The sequence below is a fragment of the Spirillospora sp. NPDC048911 genome (genome assembly GCF_043198015.1).
GTDB lineage: Bacteria > Actinomycetota > Actinomycetes > Streptosporangiales > Streptosporangiaceae > Spirillospora.
Genome location: NZ_JBICUD010000005.1, coordinates 660,742 through 676,376, shown reverse-complemented (window position 1 = coordinate 676,376; position 15,635 = coordinate 660,742). Strand labels below are relative to the sequence as shown.

Genomic DNA, 15,635 nt, shown 5'->3' with positions numbered 1-15,635 from the left:
CGCGGTGACCCCGCGCGTGTGACGATCGTTGCGGTGGAGATCGATCGCAGCTGACGCAGCGCACATGACGTGAGGACGACGATGACCGAACAGGCCGTGCCCGACGTGCCGGTCGCCGGCCGGCTGGTCCGGCGCGGCGACGGGCGGCTGGTGGCCGGCGTGTGCCGTGGCCTGGCGGCCCATCTGGGCGTCGACGTCCTGTTCGTCAGGTCCGCCTTCGTCCTGCTGACCATGGCGAGCGGCCTCGGCGTCGCGGCGTACGCCGCGTTCTGGGTCCTGGTGCCGAGCGATCGCCACGACACCGCCGAGGACGCCCTTGACGAGCCGGGGGTGGAGAGCGCCGCGGTCAAGCCCCGTCGCCGCCGGGATTGGGGCCAGCTGCTGGCCTACACCGCGGTCGCGGTCGGCCTGTCCATGGTGAATCTGAGCACCGGGCTCAGGCAGGCCGCGCTGTGGCCGTTCATCGCCGGTGGCATCGGCGCCGCGATCCTGTGGCAGCAGGCGGACCGCGACCAGCGGCAGCGGTGGGTCGGCCTGACGCGGATCCCGCTCCGCCAGATGTGGCTGCGCAGCGTGCTGGGCCTGATCCTGGTCATCGGCGGCATCGCGGGCGTCGTCGCCCAGCGGGTCGAACCGGCCCAGGCGAGCTCCGTCCTCATCGCCACGCTGGTGATCCTCACCGGGGTGGCCGTGATCGTGACGCCCTGGGTGGTCCGGCTCTGGCAGGACCTCGACGCCGAACGGCACGAGCGCATCCGGTCCCAGGAGCGCGCGGAACTCGCGGCGCACGTCCACGACTCGGTGCTGCACACGCTGACCCTGATCCAGCGGAACGCCGCCGATCCGCGCGAGGTGCAGCGGCTCGCCCGGTCGCAGGAGCGCACCCTGCGCAGCTGGCTCTACCAGCCGAAGGCCGACCCCGACCAGACGTTCGCGGCGGCGGTCCGGGAGATCGCGGGCGAGGTGGAGGACGACCACGGGGTGCCGATCGAGGTCGTCTGCGTCGGCGACACCACGCTGGACGAGCGGCTCGGCTCGGCGTTGCAGGCCGCCCGGGAGGCGATGGTGAACGCGGCGAAGTACGCCGAGGCGCCGTCGGTCTCCGTCTACGCCGAGGTGGAGGGGAACGAGGTGGCGATTTTCGTCCGGGATCGCGGCAAGGGATTCGACCCTGACGCCATCCCCGCGGACCGGATGGGTGTGCGAGGGTCCATCATCGGACGTATGGAACGCAACGGAGGCAAGGCCACCGTCCGTACCGCCCCCGGCGAGGGCACCGAAGTGCGTTTGGAGATCAAGAAGTCATGAGCGACACCAGGGTCGTCCTCGTCGACGACCACCAGATGTTCCGCACCGGGGTCAAGGCCGAGCTCGGCGCCAGCATCGAGATCGTCGGCGAGGCCGGGGACGTCGACGAGGCGGTCACGGTCATCAAGGCCGCCGAGCCCGACGTGGTGCTGCTCGACGTCCATCTGCCCGGTGGCGGCGGCATCGAGGTGCTGCGCCGGCTGCACGGCACCGTCCAGTCGCGTTTCCTGGCGCTGTCGGTGTCGGACGCGGCCGAGGACGTGATCGGGGTCGTCCGGGGCGGCGCGCGCGGCTATGTCACCAAGACCATCTCGGGGCCCGAGCTGACCGACGCGATCGGCCGGGTGGCCGACGGCGACGCGGTCTTCTCGCCGCGGCTGGCGGGGTTCGTGCTGGACGCCTTCGCCGCCTCCGACGCGCCCGCGGTCGACCCCGAGCTCGACCAGCTCACCCAGCGTGAACGCGAGGTCCTGCGCCTGATCGCGCGCGGCTACGCCTACAAGGAGATCGCCAAGGAGCTCTTCATCTCGGTGAAGACGGTCGAGACGCATGTGAGCTCGGTACTCCGCAAGCTGCAGCTCTCCAACCGGCACGAGCTGTCGCGCTGGGCCGCCGCCCGCCGCCTCGTCTGAGGGCCGGCGCGCCCCGGCCGGCGTCCCGTCCGACGCCGTACCCGACCCGTGATGTTCTGACGATTAGTTGAATTGTCCCTAGTGTCACCACGAGTGATCCGCAAGCACCTGGCGCCCCTCGTGACTCAATCGTGATCACAAAATTCGACACGGTGATCACAGGCATGGGATGGTCGCTCGTCATGACATACCCACCTGGTTCCGGCTTTCCGGGCAATGATCCTGCCCCGGGTGCCGCACCCCAACCCCCCATGTATCCCGCGCCCGGTGATCCGCCCATGCCCGGACCGGCCTCGCACCGGCCGGCCGGCAACTCCACCAACGGGCTCGCCATCGCCAGCCTGATCACAGGCCTCCTCGGCTGCTTCGGCGTCCTCGGGCTGATCCTCGGCGTGATCTCCCTGAAGCAGATCAAGGAGCGCGGCCAGAAGGGCCGTGGCCTGGCCCTCGGCGGCATCGTCCTGTCCGTGCTCTGGGTGGTGGGCGGTACCGCGAGCTACCTCTTCCTCAGCTCGCTCGACAAGGACGACCTGGACAAGCTCGCGACGCCCAAGACGACCTCGACCAAGCCGAAGGACGTGCGCGCCAACAAGATGCGCGTCGGCGACTGCATCAACGACAACTCCGGCGCGAGCACCGCCACCGACGCCCCCGTCGAGGTGGACAGCGTCAAGGTCGTCCCCTGCACGAGCCCGCACGACGGCGAGGTGCTGGCCACGTTCCGCCTGGCCGCGGCGACCCTCCCCAGTGAGAGCCAGATGGGCAAGCTCGCGGGCAACGGCTGCCAGCAGCGCGTCACCCGCAGGATCAACCGCGACCCCGCGCGCGCCCAGCTCGACATCTCCTACTACTACCCGACCGTCCAGTCCTGGGCGTCCGGCGACCGCTTGATCACCTGCGTCGCCGTGCACTCCAAGCAGGGCACGAAGCTCACCCGCAAGCTCCGGGCCTGAGCCGTCCGCGGCGCGCGTCACAGGGGCACGAGCGCCGGTGGACCTCCTCCGCGGCAGGCCGTCGCAGGCCCGGCGCCCTGGGCGCCGGGCCCGGCCGTCACCGCGAGCCCGCCTGCAGGTTGTTGATCGGCGCGGAACCGTCCTCGATGAACTCGATGGTCAGGTCGCCGCCGATGAAGCCGCGCAACCGTCCGGCCTCCGCCAGCACCGCCGCGGCGTCCTCGTCCGGCAGCGGGCGGAAGGGCGCGACCGTCAACGTCGACTTCCGGACGGTCCACACGCCCTGGACGAAGCCGTCCACGAGGAACATCGGCACCCCGCCGGACGCGACCTTCGCGTAGCGCCCGCGGTCCGCCTCGCCGATCACGCGCCGCCGGTCCTTGTGGCCGAGCAGGGCGTTGTCGAACGCGGGCAGGAACCGGACCGGAACGGGCTGATCGGGGTCGGCGATCGGCGCCCCGGGCAGGTCGTACAGTTCCCGTCCCTCCTCGTCCCGCACGACGCGAAGCTCGTCGCGCATCCCCTCCAGCACCGCCCGGAGCCGGGTGATCCCCGCCCACGTCTGCACGTCCATGACGGTGGCCGGTCCGAACGCGGCCAGGTAGCGAAGCACGAGCCGTTCCGGCTCCGGCGCGGTGGCCATCGGCAGCCCCGACCACTCCTCCGCCAGCGTGACGGAGACGCTGGAGGGGCTGCCCCACCGTCCCCAGGCCCCGGCCTCGGGGCCGTGCGCCATGGCCGACATGAGCTCCGCCACCGCGGCGAGCCGCCCGCCGTTGCGGCCGGGATAGCGTTCGGCCATCAGCCGCCCGAACTCGCGCCGCGTCAGCGTCCGGCCGGCCAGCAGCTCGCGGCCTGCCTGGTGCACCTCCGCCAGGTCCAGCCCCTTGGTCTCGTCGGCGAAGTAGGGGGAGCTGAACGCGGCGTGCACGATGGGGGCCACGGTCGGCCGGATCCAGCGGAAGTCGTCGGCGGCGGCGATGTGCACGGTCCGGCGCAACATGGTGGAACGGACGGCCCTGCGATCGTGCAGCAACGTGGCCAGGTCGTCGTGTTGGAACTCCGTCAGCCTCGCCCAGAGCCCGATGTAGGGCCAGTTGGGCTCCTGGCCCTGCATGGCGACCAGATGCCTGATCGTCTCGACCGGTTCCAGCGAGACGCGGTCCGTCAGTAACTGGCGGGTGAGCAAAGTGCGGTTGAGACCGCGCAAAGAGATCATGATTTTTGGTACCACGCGGGGACACGTACGGCGCCCGCTCCGGCGACGACACCCGCTCCCGCGACCGCCACCGCGAGCGCGAGCCAGCCCGTCCAGCCGGGATCGAAGCGCGACTGCCCGTCGTCGACGCAGAGCAGGACGAGGGCGGGGGAGGCGAGCACGGCCAGGTCGATCGCCCGGCCCGGCGACGGCGGCCCCACCCGGTTCCCGTTCCGCCCCTGGTGCAGGATCACCGTGATCGTCATATGGACGCAGGCCAGGACCAGCGCCGCGATGAAGAGGATCCGCCGCAGGGTGAGCTCGACGTCGAACGCGCCCTTGTCCATGGTGGTCATCTCGAACCACCACCCGTACTCCCACCAGACCAGCGCGGCCGCGGCGGCCAGCCCGCAGGCCAGCGCGCCGGCGCGCGGAGTGAGGTCCTCCATCCCGTTCGTGGCGAGGTGGTAGACGGGCAGGACGGTCAGGGCCAGCAGGAACGCGGGCGTGCCCGAGAGGCCCACGATCACGAACACCAGGACGAGAGAGACGTGGAAGGCGAGGACCGGTACCGGTGGCCGCCTCATCGTGCCGCGGCCTATCCGGCGCGGCCGAGGCGTTCGGCGGTCTCGTACGACTCGCGGGCGTCGAGGAGTTCTTCCCAGTGCTCCTCGACCCAGCCGCACGCCGCCGCCATGGGCGCCAGCATGCTCCGGCCCAGCGGCGTCAGCCGGTATTCGACGTGCGGGGCGGCCTCCGCGTAGACGGTTCGGCTGATCAGCCCGTCCCGTTCGAGGCCGCGCAGTGACTGGGTGAGCACCTTCGCGGTGACGCCGCGCAGCGGCACCCGCAGCTCGGAGAACCGCCGCGGCCCGTGTTCGAGGACCCGGATGACCATCCCCGCCCACTTGTCGCCGAAGCGGATCGGCGACAGCGAGGAGGGGCAGAGCTCGTCGAACATGTCGGGGCTCAGAGGCTCTCTCATGCGCGTCACCCTAGCCCTCTCGATCTCTGCCGACGACCGTTGATCCGCGGTCGGCTCGTGTTCAAGGCGATAGATTTCCTTCAAAGGAACTGAAGTACAAGTAGCTGGACTGAATAGCAGAATCCGGGCGAAGCTCTCACCGTGGGGAAACGAGAGGAGCGCACCATGAGGATCCTGCTGGCCGGGGCGACCGGAACGCTCGGCAAGGCCGTGCACGAGGCGCTGCGGGCGCGCGGCCACGAGATCGTCACCGCGTCCCGGAAGGGCTCGGACATCTCGGTCGACATCACCGAACCCGAGTCGATCCGCGCGATGTACGAGAAGGCCGGCCGGGTCGACGCCGTGGCCAACGCGGCGGGGTGGGTCCCCTGGAAGCCGCTCACCGAACTGGGCCCGGACGACGTCCTGGCGGGCCTGCGCGGGAAGGCGTTCAGCCAGGTGGAGCTGGTCCGGCAGGGCGCCGCGTCCGCCGCGGAGGACGCCTCGTTCACGCTGGTCACAGGCGTGCTGTCCCGGGATCCGGTGCTCACCGGCTCGATGGCCTCGCTCGCCAACGGCGCGATCGAGGCGTTCGTGCGCGCCGCCGCCATCGAGCTGCCGCACCGGCAGCGGATCAACGTGGTCAGCCCGACCGTCTTCACCGAGTCGATGCCCGCCTACGGGGAGATCTTCGTCGGCTTCCAGCCCGTTCCGGTGGCCGCGGCGGCGCGGGCGTACGTGCGCTCGATCGAGGGCCGACAGACGGGCCGGGTCTACGTGGTCGAGTGACGGTTTCCCATCGGAAACCACCCTTGCGCATAGCGTCCGGGCAGCGGCCGGCATCCGGATCGGCCGGTCAGAGGTGGGGTGCTGCCATGGGCAAGATCGTGATCTTCGGAGCGGGCGGACGGGCGGGGAAGGCGGCCGTGGCCGAGGCCCGGCGGCGCGGCCACGAGGTCACCGCGGTCGTGCGGGACCCGGCCGCGCACGCGGGCCTGGAGACGGACGGGGTGACGGTCGTCGCGGGCGATGTCCTCGACGCGGCGGACGTCGCCAAGGCGGCGGCCGGTCATGACGCCGTGATCGCCAGCGTCGCCGATCTGAGCGCGCCGCCGAGTGAGTTCTACACCGGCGCGGTCCGGGCCCTCGGCGCCGGCCTGGCCGACGCGGGCGTGAGCCGGTTGGTGTTCGTCGGGCTGGCCTCCCTGCTCGCGGGCCGGTCCGGCGTCCCGCTCATGGACGAACCCGGCTACCCGCAGGAGTACCGGGAGTTCCTCCTCGGGCACGCGGCCGGCCTGGCGGCGCTGGCGGACACCGGGCTCGACTGGCTCTACATCAGCCCGGCCGGAGACTTCGACCACAGCGGCGGGCGGACGGGGTCCTACCGGATCGCCGAGCATGGCGACGCCGAGAGCCGGTTGACCTATCCCGACTTCGCCATCGCCCTGCTGGACGAGATCGACGACCCCGCGCACAGCCGCACACATCTCGGCATCTCGGCGTAGCGGCGCCTCTTGACCGTCGGTCAGTCGGGGAGGCGGGCGGGGCAGCCCGGTTCGCACCGTTCGGCATGGCGGGCGACGCGGCGGGCCATCGAGGCCAGCGTGCGGGCGAGGAAGAACCGGAGGACCGGACCACTGCCCGGGATCTTCGGCTCGAACCTGGCCTTCCAGCGGATGACGGTGTTGAGGCCCCGCGGCTCCAGCGTGACGTCGGCCCGGTGATCGCGGACGGGCAGGCCCGCCAGGATGACGTAGGCGTAGTGCCGGGGCGGGTCGTACGCCACGACCTCCTCGCGCGCGGGCGGGATCGTGCGGATGGCGCCGACGCCGTTGGGCGCCTCGTCGCCCGCCCGCTCCCGGCGCGGCCTGGTCGGGAAGCTGCCCCACTCGCCCCACGCCTCGGCGACGGCCAGATGCTTGAAGATCACCTCGGCGGCCGCGCTGGAGGTGGCGGTCGTCTCGATCTCGAACGGCATGGCGGCTCCCGGGGTCGTGATCCGCACCGTAGCCACGCCGGTCCCGCGCCGACAAGGCGCGGGACCGGATGTGGGCCGCGTCACGCTCTCAGAGGGCCAGGACCGAGGCCAGCAGGCGCTCCTGGAACCGGCTCACGTCGCCGCCGACCATGACCTTGATCGGACGGCGTTCGTCCAGGGCCGGGGCGGTGCGGGCGTCCCAGATCGTCGCGCCGCGGGTGAGCTCGCCGCGCAGCTCCACCCGGACCGGGCGCTCGACGTACGTGCCGACGTCCGGTTCGGCGATCAGCATGGCGGCGAGCGCGTCGTGGATGACGCAGCCGCGGCGCTTCAGGATCGGGGCGTAGGAGTCGATGTAGAACTCCAGGATCCGGCTGGCGAACCGGGCGGGCTCGGAGTCGTGCGCGGCCAGCCGGTCCAGCCAGGGCGCCTCCACCGCGGTCGGGTGGGTGGCGTCCAGCGGAACGAGGACGACCGGCCAGTCGGCCGCGAAGACGAGCTCGGCCGCCTCCGGGTCGTGCCAGATGTTGGCCTCGGCGTGGGTGGTGATGTTGCCGGGGTGGTCGAACGCGCCGCCCATGATGACGACCTCGCGCAGCAGCGACGGCAGTTCGGGGTCGAGGAGCAGCGCGGTGGCGAGGTTGGTCAGGGGGCCGGTCGCCAGCAGGGTCAGCTCGCCGGGGTGCTCCCGGGCCAGCCGGACGATCTGGGCCGGAGCGGCCTCGGCGGTCGGCTCGCCGCGCGGATCGGGCTGCCGGGTGTCGCCGAGGCCGTCGGAGCCGTGGAAGTCCAGCGCGTAGTGCACGTCCTGGGCCATCGGGCGGGGCGCGCCGATCGCCACCGGGACCCCGTCCACCCCGGCCAGCTCCAGTACCCGCAGCGTGTTGAGCGCGCCGGACCGGGGGTCGATGTTGCCGTGCACGGTGCCCACCGCGACCAGCTCCGCCTCGCCGGCCTTCACGAGGGAGGCCAGGTAGAGCAGGGTCATCGCGTCGTCGATGCCGGTGTCACAGTCGAAAAGAATCTTGGGCATGCGGAACCCCTCGGGCGGTGGTGATCGTCGCCGTGGAGGCTACCGGCGATCAGGCGGTGCCGGTCAGGCGGTGTCGACGGCCTGGAAGACCTCGGCCAGCCGTCCCTCGGGGAAGCCCGCGGCCTGCGCGTTCGCCGTCATCCAGCCGCGCAGCATCTGCTCCAGGGCGTCCTCGCCCATGTGCGAGGTCTGGCTGGCGTGGGACTTGAGCGCGGCGAGCTTGCGGTCGAACCTCTCGGTGACGTCGACGTAGTGGTTGGGCGTGGGGCCGCCGACCATCCACACCTTGGGCGCCGTCCAGGCCTCCAGGCCCTCCTCGGCCAGCAACTCCGGGAACGCGTAGGGGTTGCGCGCGTCCGGGTAGACCGCGTCGAGCGCGGCCGAGCCGACCGCCCGGTGATCGGGGTGGCTCGGGTAGATCCGCTCGTAGTTGCGCTCGGGGCTCGGCATGATCACCAGCTCGGGCCGCACCTGCCGGATCACCCGCGCGATGTCGCGGCGCAGCCCCAGCGTCGCCTCCACCCGGCCGTCCGGATAGCCGAGGAAGCGCACGTCCTCCACACCTGCGCACTTGGCGGCTGCGCGCTGCTCGTCGCGGCGCAGCGCGGCCATCTCCTCCCGCGTCACGGCGTCGTCGAAGCCGCCCGCGTCACCGTCGGTGATCATGAGGTAGACGACCTCGGCGCCCTGGTCGGTGAAGCCCGCCACCGTCCCGGCGGCACCGAAGTCGACATCGTCGGGATGGGCCATCACCACGAGGATCCGCCGCACGTCGTTAGTCACGATTTCAACTGTATGCGTCCCCGCCCGCTTTCCGACTCGAGGGCCGCTGTGATCTTTCCCGTGGGATTGGGCCTGGGACTGGAGGCACGGGCGGGGTAGAGCAGAGACATGCGGAAACTCATCAACGCCCCCGCTGACGTCGTCGTCGACGCGCTGCGCGGGCTGGCGGCGGCCCATCCGTCCCTGCGCGTCGATCCGGAGAACCGGATCATCGTCCGGGGCGACGCGCCGCGCGCCGGGAAGGTGGGCCTCGTGTCGGGCGGCGGGTCCGGCCACGAGCCCCTGCACGGCGGCTTCGTCGGCTACGGGATGCTCGACGCCGCGGCGCCGGGCGAGGTCTTCACCAGCCCCGTGCCCGACCAGATCCTCGCCGCGACGACGGCGGTGAGCGGCGGCGCGGGCGTCCTGCACATCGTCAAGAACTACACGGGCGACGTCCTCAACTTCCGGATGGCCGCCGAGCTGGCCGAGGACGAGGACATCGGAGTGGCGTCGGTCCTGGTGAACGACGACGTCGCCGTGGAGGACAGCACGTTCACCGCGGGCCGGCGCGGCACCGGCGCCACGCTGTTCGTCGAGAAGATCGCCGGGGCGCTGGCCGAGGAGGGCGGCTCGCTCGACGCGGTCGCGGACGTCGCGCGCGAGGTCAACGAGCGCAGCCGGTCGTTCGGGGTGGCGCTGTCGCCCTGCACGGTGCCGGCCGCGGGTACGCCGACGTTCGAGCTGGGCGAGGACGAGATCGAGCTCGGCATCGGCATCCACGGCGAACCCGGGCGGGAACGCGCCAAGGCCGCCACCGCGACCGAGATCGTGGACGCCGCTCTGTCGGCGATCGACGCGGACATGCCGCTGTCGGGGGCCGAGGTCCTCGTCCTGGTGAACGGGATGGGCGGCACGCCGCTGATCGAGCAGTACGTGGCGTACGCGGCGGCCGCCGACTGGCTCGCCGACCATGGCGCGATCGTCGCCCGCACGCTCGTCGGCCCGTACGTGACGAGCCTGGAGATGGCGGGCTGCATGGTGTCGGTGTGCCGCCTCACGCCCGAGCTGACCAGGCTCTGGGACGCTCCGGTCGAGACCCCGGCCCTGCGGTGGGGCCGGTGAACGGGGCCGCGCTCGCCGGCTGGATCCGCCGGGCGGCCGAGGTGGTCACCGCGGACTCCGACCGGCTGACCAGGCTGGACGCCGCGATCGGCGACGGTGACCACGGCCTCAACCTGAGCCGTGGCTTCGCCGCCGCCGTCGAGGCGGTCGAGGCCCTGCCGGACGGGGCGCCGCCGGGCAAGGTCCTCATCGCGGCCGGGCGGGCGATCGTGTCGAAGACCGGCGGCGCCTCCGGGCCCCTGTACGGGACGGCGCTGCGCCGGGCGGGCAAGGCGCTGGGCGACGCGGCGGAGATCGACGCCGCGCTGCTCGGCGCGGCGCTGCGGTCGGCCCTGGAGGGCGTGCAGGAGCTGGGCCAGGCAGCCGAGGGCGACAAGACGATGGTGGACGCGCTCATCCCGGCGGTCGGGGCGTACCAGGCGGCGCTCGGCAGGGACGAGTCGCTGGCTGAGTGCGCGCGGGCCGCGGCGGAGGGCGCTGCGGAGGGGGCCGAGGCGACCGTTCCGATGCAGGCGCGGAAGGGCCGGGCGAGCTATCTCGGCGCGCGCAGCGTCGACCATCTCGACCCCGGCGCAGCGTCCACCGTGCTGATCTTGCGTGCCCTGGCCGATGCCGCCGCCGGGGAAGGGAGCTGATCATGGTCGGGCTGGTGATCATTTCGCACAGCCGGCTGCTCGCGGAGGGCGTCGCGGAGGTGGCGCGGGCCATGGGCGTCGGCAAGGCGGTGGTCGAATGCGCGGGCGGCGACACCGGCGGCGGGCTCGGAACGAGCATCGATCTCGTCGAGCGGGCCGTCCAGGCCGCGGACGGCGGTGACGGCGTCGTGCTGCTCGCGGATCTGGGCAGCTCGGTGCTGACCGCCAAGATGTACGCCGAGGACGCGGACGGCGAGGTCGTGCTCGCCGACGCGCCGCTGGTCGAGGGCGCGGTCGCGGCGGCGTCCATCGCCGCCACGGGCGCCGGGCTGGACACGGTGGTCGCGGCGGCCGAGTCGGCCCGCGACCACCGCAAGACCTGAGAGATCCTCAGAGGCCCGAGGGGCTCGGGGGCTTGCCGGGGGGCGTGCCCTCCGGCGGCTCCTCGGGCTCGCTCGGACCGCGGAGCAGCACCGTGAGCGGCTCGTCGAGGGCGTCCGGGTGCGCGCCCTCGACCTCGAAGACTCGCTGGTCGCCGTCCACGTCCCCGATGGTGACACGGTACGCGGGCAGGTCGGCGCCGATCTCGCCGGGCTCGCCGCTCTCCTTGGCGGCGGCGAGCGCGTCCACCGCCTCGCGGATCCTGTCGGCGTCGTGCCCCGGCAGGTCGTCGGTGTCGTACATCGCGACCATCACCTGGTCGCCCGCGAAACCGCCGGTGCTCTCGATCTTCACCCGCATGGGCTCGCCTCCCCGGTCGTCGTGGGCCATGCCGCCGGCCCGGTCGTCGTCCTCCGGTCGTCGTGCCCGCCATTGGACACGACGACCGGGATTCGGGGAGATCCTTCTACTTGTTGAACGCCCTCCGGAGCTCGTCCAGCTCGTTGCGCAGGATGTCGTCGTTGTCGAGCGAGCCGCGCTGGCCCAGCTTCTCGGCGTCGATCGCCGTGTACTCCGGCATCTGCATCGTGCCGCAGCAGCGCGAACGATCCTGCTCCGCGCGCAGGCTCGCCGAGTGCTCGTCGGCCATCTCGACCTCGGTGACGTCCTGGCCGTTGCCGGTGTAGTCGGCGTCGGTCATGTTCATGCGGCCGCTCATCAGGTCGGTCAGCGGCGTCGCCGCGGTGGTGATCTCGCGGACCGCGAACCGGTTGCGGATGAACGTGCGGTAGTTGGCCGGGTCGCCCTGGCTGCTGGAGACCTGCAACATCTTGTTGGCCACGTCGACGTAAGTGGCGCCGCTGGCGGGCGCGGCGACGATCGCGTCGAAGAGCAGCTTGGCCAGCTTGCCCGCGACCTCGATGAGGACCAGCGCCGGGTCCTTGATCCTGCGTTGCCGGTCGCGCTCGAACATGAAGATGTCGGCCAGCACGTCGTAGATCGCGCCGGTGAACACCTGCGAGATCGCGTGCACCTCGTTGCTGACCTCGCTCAGCTTGAAGTCGTTGTCGGCGTTGCGGAGGCCGAAGTCCTTGCCCAGGGCCTTGCCGAACTCCTCGGCCACGGCGGGCAGGAACGACTTGTCGTGCAGGTTGGCCCGGGTGAGCGCCACCAGAGCCTCGGCCTGGTCCGGCTGCGCCAGCGCCAGGAAGATGGCGGTGAGGTCGCCGAACGCCTCGTGCAGGCCGCCGGTCTGCGGCGGGTTGCCGGCGCCCAGCCAGCCGGGCTTGAGCCCGTCGAGCACGGCGTGCCCGCACTCGTGCGCGGTGATGTCCAGCGACCGGCAGGTGAAGACCTCGGCCTGTGGCGGCTGGCCCTGCGGCACGAAGTGCAGGAACTTCAGGACCTTGGCGGTCCGGCTGTAGAACGCGTTGGCGCCGACCCCGGCGTGCGGGTGGACGGTGATCTTGTCGGTGTTGCCGCCGACGTTCCACGCGAACGGGATGGGGTTGCCGCCGTTGTGCCGCTCCCACATCGAGAGCGTCTGCCGGACGACCGCGAAGGTGTGCGCGCAGTCGAACTCGGCGGTGTTGGGCTGGAAGATGAAGTCACCGTTGGTGTTGCGCGCCACCGGCGTCGTCCCCTGCAGCAGCGTGGTGATCCGCGCGTCGGTCGGGCCGTTCAGCACGATCGTCGGGACGAACACCGCGCGCACGCCGAGCGCGGCGACCGTCGGGTCCTGCTTGTAGATGAGGATGCGGTGGCCCGCCACGACGGGCACCGGGATCGGCACCGGATGCGGGACCGGCTGGGGCACGGGCGGTGCCGCCGCGCCCTCGACGCGCAGCTGCACCGGGATCATCTCGATCCGCGACTCGGGCACCTCCAGTCCCTGGGCGCGCCGTTGAAGTTCCTGCTGTCGCTGGAGTTCCTGCGGGTGGATCATCCTCGTTCCACCTCTCCCGTCACTTGGTGTGAGCCTCTGACGGCCCACCGCGGCCGAGGGCGGACATGGCGGACCGCGGCCGGATGTGTGACCGGCGGACCGAGCCCGGACGTGACTGGCCGGAGCCACGGGGTGGTTGTTCGATGTCCTGATCCGGGCCTATGCGCTCGTCGCCCTGCGCGGACTACGCTCCGCCCGTCAGGATGGCCAGTCAAGGCCTGGGAAATACCTCGATCTCCCTTTGACCGGTTTCGGACTGTTGATCACTCATCGCGGTGTGTATACGTCGCTCCAGCCGCGCCGCGCGGCGGCGAACGGTGGTCTTGCCTCGCGGCGGGGCGTGTTTGTCGGCGGCTGGCTCTACACTCGCTCGTGATGTCGAAGACCGAAGCTCACCCCCTGCTCGAGGGCCTCAACCCGCAGCAGCGTGCCGCCGTGGTGCATTCCGGCGGCCCGCTCCTGATCGTCGCCGGCGCCGGCTCGGGCAAGACCCGCGTGCTCACGCACCGCATCGCCCACCTGCTGGGCGAGCGCGACGTGCACCCCGGCCAGATCCTGGCGATCACCTTCACCAACAAGGCCGCGGCCGAGATGAAGGAGCGCGTCGACGCGCTCGTCGGGCCGCGCTCCAAGGCCATGTGGGTGATGACCTTCCACTCGGCGTGCGTGCGCATCCTGCGCCGCGAGGCCAAGCGGCTCGGGTTCCCGTCGAGCTTCTCGATCTACGACCAGGCGGACGCGCAACGGCTGATGGCCCTCGTCTGCCGCGAGCTCGACCTCGACCCCAAGCGGTACCCGCCCAAGTCGTTCTCCGCGCAGGTGAGCAACCTCAAGAACGAGCTCATCGACTACGAGACCTACAAGGCGCGCGCCTCCACCCACATGGAGCAGACGCTCGCCGAGGCCTACGAGATGTACCAGGCGCGGCTGATGCAGGCCGGCGCGATGGACTTCGACGACCTGATCATGCTGACGGTCAACCTGCTGCAGATCTTCCCCGAGGCCGCCGAGCACTACCGCCGCCGGTTCCGCCACGTCCTCGTCGACGAGTACCAGGACACCAACCACGCGCAGTACGAGCTGGTCAGGGAGCTGACCGCCGCCGTCGAGGGCGTCGGCGCGGCCGAGCTGTGCGTGGTCGGTGACGCCGACCAGTCGATCTACGCGTTCCGTGGCGCGACGATCCGCAACATCCTGGAGTTCGAGCGCGACTACCCCGAGGCGACCACGATCCTCCTGGAGCAGAACTACCGCTCCACCCAGACGATCCTGTCGGCCGCCAACGCGGTGATCGAGCGCAACGCCGACCGCAAGCCCAAGAAGCTCTGGTCCGACCAGGGCGAGGGCCACAAGATCATCGGCTATGTGGCCGACAACGAGCACGACGAGGCCGCGTTCGTCGCCCAGGAGGTCGACAAGCTCACCGACGCCGGCGACGCCCGGCCCGGCGATGTCGCGATCTTCTACCGCACCAACGCCCAGTCCCGTGTGTTCGAAGAGGTCTTCATCCGCGTCGGCCTGCCCTACAAGGTCGTCGGCGGCGTGCGCTTCTACGAGCGCAAAGAGGTCCGCGACCTGCTGGCCTACCTCCGCGTCCTCGGCAACCCCGAAGACACCGTCAGCCTCCGCCGCATCCTCAACGTGCCCAAGCGCGGCATCGGCGACCGTGCCGAGGCGTGCGTCGAGGCCTACGCCTCCCGCGAGCGCATCTCGTTCTGGCAGGCCCTCCGCCGCCCCGAGGACGTGCCGGGCATGGCGACCCGTTCGATCAACGCGGTCCGCGAGTTCGTCGCCCTGCTCGACGAGCTCGGCGCCGCCGTCGAGTCGGCCACCCCGGCCGAGCTGGTCGAGCAGATCCTGATCAAGAGCGGCTACCTGGCCGAGCTGCAGGCCTCCAAAGACCCGCAGGACGAGACCCGCATCGAGAACCTCCAGGAGTTCGAGGCCGTCGCCCGCGAGTTCGAGGAGCGGCTCGACGGAGAGTCGGCCGAGGGCCGCCTCGTCGACTTCCTGGAGCAGGTGGCCCTGGTCGCCGACGCCGACTCCATCCCGGGCGGAGCCAAGAGCGCCCCGGTCCCCCCGGGCGAGCAGCCCGAAGAGACCGAGCAGGGCGTCGTCACCCTGATGACCCTGCACACCGCCAAGGGCCTGGAGTTCCCCGTCGTCTTCCTCACCGGCATGGAAGACGGCGTCTTCCCGCACCTGCGCGCCATGAGCAACCCCAAGGAGCTCGAAGAGGAACGCCGCCTGGCCTACGTCGGCATCACCCGGGCCCGCCAGCGCCTCTACCTCTCCCGCGCCACCATGCGCAGCTCGTGGGGCGCCCCCCAGGTCAACCCGCCCTCCCGCTTCCTCGGCGAGGTCCCCACCGCGCTCCTCGACTGGGAACGCGAGGCCGCCGCCGCGTCCTCCCCGGCGCTGTCGCGCATGGCGGCCCGCCCCGGCACCCGGTCGCCGGGCAACCGCGTCGTGCCCAGCCTCGCCCCCGGCGACAAGGTCACCCATGACGCGTTCGGGCTGGGCACGGTCGTCACGGTCGACGGCGCCGGTGAGAAGGCCGCCGCCAGCGTCGACTTCGGCGGCGAATACGGCGTCAAGCGCCTGATCCTGCGCTACGCCCCCGTCGAGAAGCTCTGACCACGATTCCGGGAGATCGGTAATCAGACGGCGACGCTGCGTGTGAACTAGCCCAAGCACATGGACGTCCTACAGGGAGTAGCG

The 15,635-nt window shown here is 71.5% G+C and carries 18 protein-coding genes; 10 read left to right on the top strand and 8 right to left on the bottom strand.

Translation table 11 applies throughout. The annotated features are described in order from the left end of the window. The first annotated feature begins 81 nt into the window (after positions 1-81). From ACGFNU_RS25925 to ACGFNU_RS25915, 3 genes are all read left to right on the top strand, one after another. Positions 82-1,308, top strand: coding sequence for a PspC domain-containing protein (locus tag ACGFNU_RS25925; protein ID WP_392597532.1), 1,227 nt, complete (start codon positions 82-84; stop codon positions 1,306-1,308). Next, positions 1,305-1,940, top strand: coding sequence for a LuxR C-terminal-related transcriptional regulator (locus ACGFNU_RS25920; RefSeq protein ID WP_392597530.1), 636 nt, complete (start codon positions 1,305-1,307; stop codon positions 1,938-1,940). The genes ACGFNU_RS25925 and ACGFNU_RS25920 overlap by 4 nt, the downstream gene beginning before the upstream one ends. Before the next feature lie 278 nt (positions 1,941-2,218). After that, complete coding sequence (locus tag ACGFNU_RS25915) at positions 2,219-2,893, top strand: DUF4190 domain-containing protein (RefSeq protein WP_392597528.1); 675 nt, start codon at positions 2,219-2,221, stop codon at positions 2,891-2,893. 97 nt (positions 2,894-2,990) lie between these two features. Here ACGFNU_RS25915 and ACGFNU_RS25910 read toward each other — a convergent pair whose 3' ends face one another. From ACGFNU_RS25910 to ACGFNU_RS25900, 3 genes are read right to left on the bottom strand one after another with little or no spacing between them, the layout of a single operon-like run. Continuing rightward, positions 2,991-4,112 (bottom strand): winged helix DNA-binding domain-containing protein, encoded by a 1,122-nt coding sequence (locus ACGFNU_RS25910; protein ID WP_392597527.1) that lies wholly within the window; start codon positions 4,110-4,112, stop codon positions 2,991-2,993. Beyond that, positions 4,109-4,678, bottom strand: a complete 570-nt coding sequence (locus ACGFNU_RS25905) for a hypothetical protein (RefSeq protein ID WP_392597526.1) — start codon at positions 4,676-4,678, stop codon at positions 4,109-4,111. The genes ACGFNU_RS25910 and ACGFNU_RS25905 overlap by 4 nt, the downstream gene beginning before the upstream one ends. Positions 4,679-4,689: 11 nt before the next feature. Beyond that, positions 4,690-5,076, bottom strand: a complete 387-nt coding sequence (locus ACGFNU_RS25900; protein WP_392597524.1) for a winged helix-turn-helix transcriptional regulator — start codon at positions 5,074-5,076, stop codon at positions 4,690-4,692. A gap of 165 nt (positions 5,077-5,241) precedes the next feature. On the opposite strand from ACGFNU_RS25900, the gene ACGFNU_RS25895 reads away from it, so the two are divergent. Continuing rightward, positions 5,242-5,844, top strand: coding sequence for a short chain dehydrogenase (locus ACGFNU_RS25895; RefSeq protein ID WP_392597523.1), 603 nt, complete (start codon positions 5,242-5,244; stop codon positions 5,842-5,844). A gap of 86 nt (positions 5,845-5,930) precedes the next feature. After that, positions 5,931-6,560, top strand: coding sequence for an NAD(P)-dependent oxidoreductase (locus tag ACGFNU_RS25890; RefSeq protein WP_392597522.1), 630 nt, complete (start codon positions 5,931-5,933; stop codon positions 6,558-6,560). Between the two features lie 20 nt (positions 6,561-6,580). On the opposite strand, the gene ACGFNU_RS25885 is transcribed toward ACGFNU_RS25890, so the two are convergent. The 3 genes from ACGFNU_RS25885 to ACGFNU_RS25875 form a co-directional block, all read right to left on the bottom strand. Continuing rightward, on the bottom strand, positions 6,581-7,033 hold the full coding sequence (locus ACGFNU_RS25885; protein ID WP_392597520.1) for an SRPBCC family protein: 453 nt from the start codon (positions 7,031-7,033) through the stop codon (positions 6,581-6,583). 88 nt (positions 7,034-7,121) lie between these two features. Continuing rightward, positions 7,122-8,066 carry a nucleoside hydrolase gene (locus ACGFNU_RS25880; RefSeq protein WP_392597518.1) on the bottom strand — a complete coding sequence of 315 codons (945 nt, stop codon included), beginning with the start codon at positions 8,064-8,066 and terminating at the stop codon, positions 7,122-7,124. A 63-nt stretch (positions 8,067-8,129) separates the two neighbouring features. Next, positions 8,130-8,849: a PIG-L deacetylase family protein gene (locus ACGFNU_RS25875; protein ID WP_392597516.1), complete on the bottom strand. Its 720-nt coding sequence runs from the start codon at positions 8,847-8,849 to the stop codon at positions 8,130-8,132. A 108-nt stretch (positions 8,850-8,957) separates the two neighbouring features. On the opposite strand from ACGFNU_RS25875, the gene dhaK reads away from it, so the two are divergent. Genes dhaK through ACGFNU_RS25860 form a run of 3 tightly spaced genes read left to right on the top strand, consistent with a single transcriptional unit; the run spans position 8,958 to position 10,971 of the window. Then, on the top strand, positions 8,958-9,953 hold the full coding sequence (gene dhaK, locus ACGFNU_RS25870) for a dihydroxyacetone kinase subunit DhaK (protein ID WP_392597515.1): 996 nt from the start codon (positions 8,958-8,960) through the stop codon (positions 9,951-9,953). Continuing rightward, positions 9,950-10,588 (top strand): dihydroxyacetone kinase subunit DhaL, encoded by a 639-nt coding sequence (gene dhaL, locus ACGFNU_RS25865; protein WP_392597513.1) that lies wholly within the window; start codon positions 9,950-9,952, stop codon positions 10,586-10,588. Before dhaK ends, dhaL begins: the two co-directional genes overlap by 4 nt. A 2-nt stretch (positions 10,589-10,590) precedes the next feature. Then, positions 10,591-10,971, top strand: coding sequence for a PTS-dependent dihydroxyacetone kinase phosphotransferase subunit DhaM (locus ACGFNU_RS25860; protein WP_392597512.1), 381 nt, complete (start codon positions 10,591-10,593; stop codon positions 10,969-10,971). 7 nt (positions 10,972-10,978) lie between these two features. Here the strand turns inward: ACGFNU_RS25860 and ACGFNU_RS25855 are convergent, their stop codons facing one another. Together ACGFNU_RS25855 and ACGFNU_RS25850 are read right to left on the bottom strand one after the other, a co-directional pair. After that, entirely contained in the window at positions 10,979-11,329 is a 351-nt protein-coding gene (locus ACGFNU_RS25855; protein WP_392597511.1) for a protealysin inhibitor emfourin, read from the bottom strand. Between the two features lie 106 nt (positions 11,330-11,435). Then, positions 11,436-12,914 carry a hypothetical protein gene (locus tag ACGFNU_RS25850; protein WP_392597509.1) on the bottom strand — a complete coding sequence of 493 codons (1,479 nt, stop codon included), beginning with the start codon at positions 12,912-12,914 and terminating at the stop codon, positions 11,436-11,438. Positions 12,915-13,050: 136 nt separating this feature from the next. Between ACGFNU_RS25850 and ACGFNU_RS25845 the strand changes: the two genes are divergently transcribed. Next, the gene (locus ACGFNU_RS25845) at positions 13,051-13,290 is read left to right on the top strand and encodes a hypothetical protein (RefSeq protein ID WP_392597507.1); all 240 of its coding nucleotides are present in this window, start codon (positions 13,051-13,053) and stop codon (positions 13,288-13,290) included. Beyond that, positions 13,290-15,551 carry a DNA helicase PcrA gene (gene pcrA, locus ACGFNU_RS25840; protein ID WP_392597505.1) on the top strand — a complete coding sequence of 754 codons (2,262 nt, stop codon included), beginning with the start codon at positions 13,290-13,292 and terminating at the stop codon, positions 15,549-15,551. Before ACGFNU_RS25845 ends, pcrA begins: the two co-directional genes overlap by 1 nt. Positions 15,552-15,635: the final 84 nt, after the last annotated feature.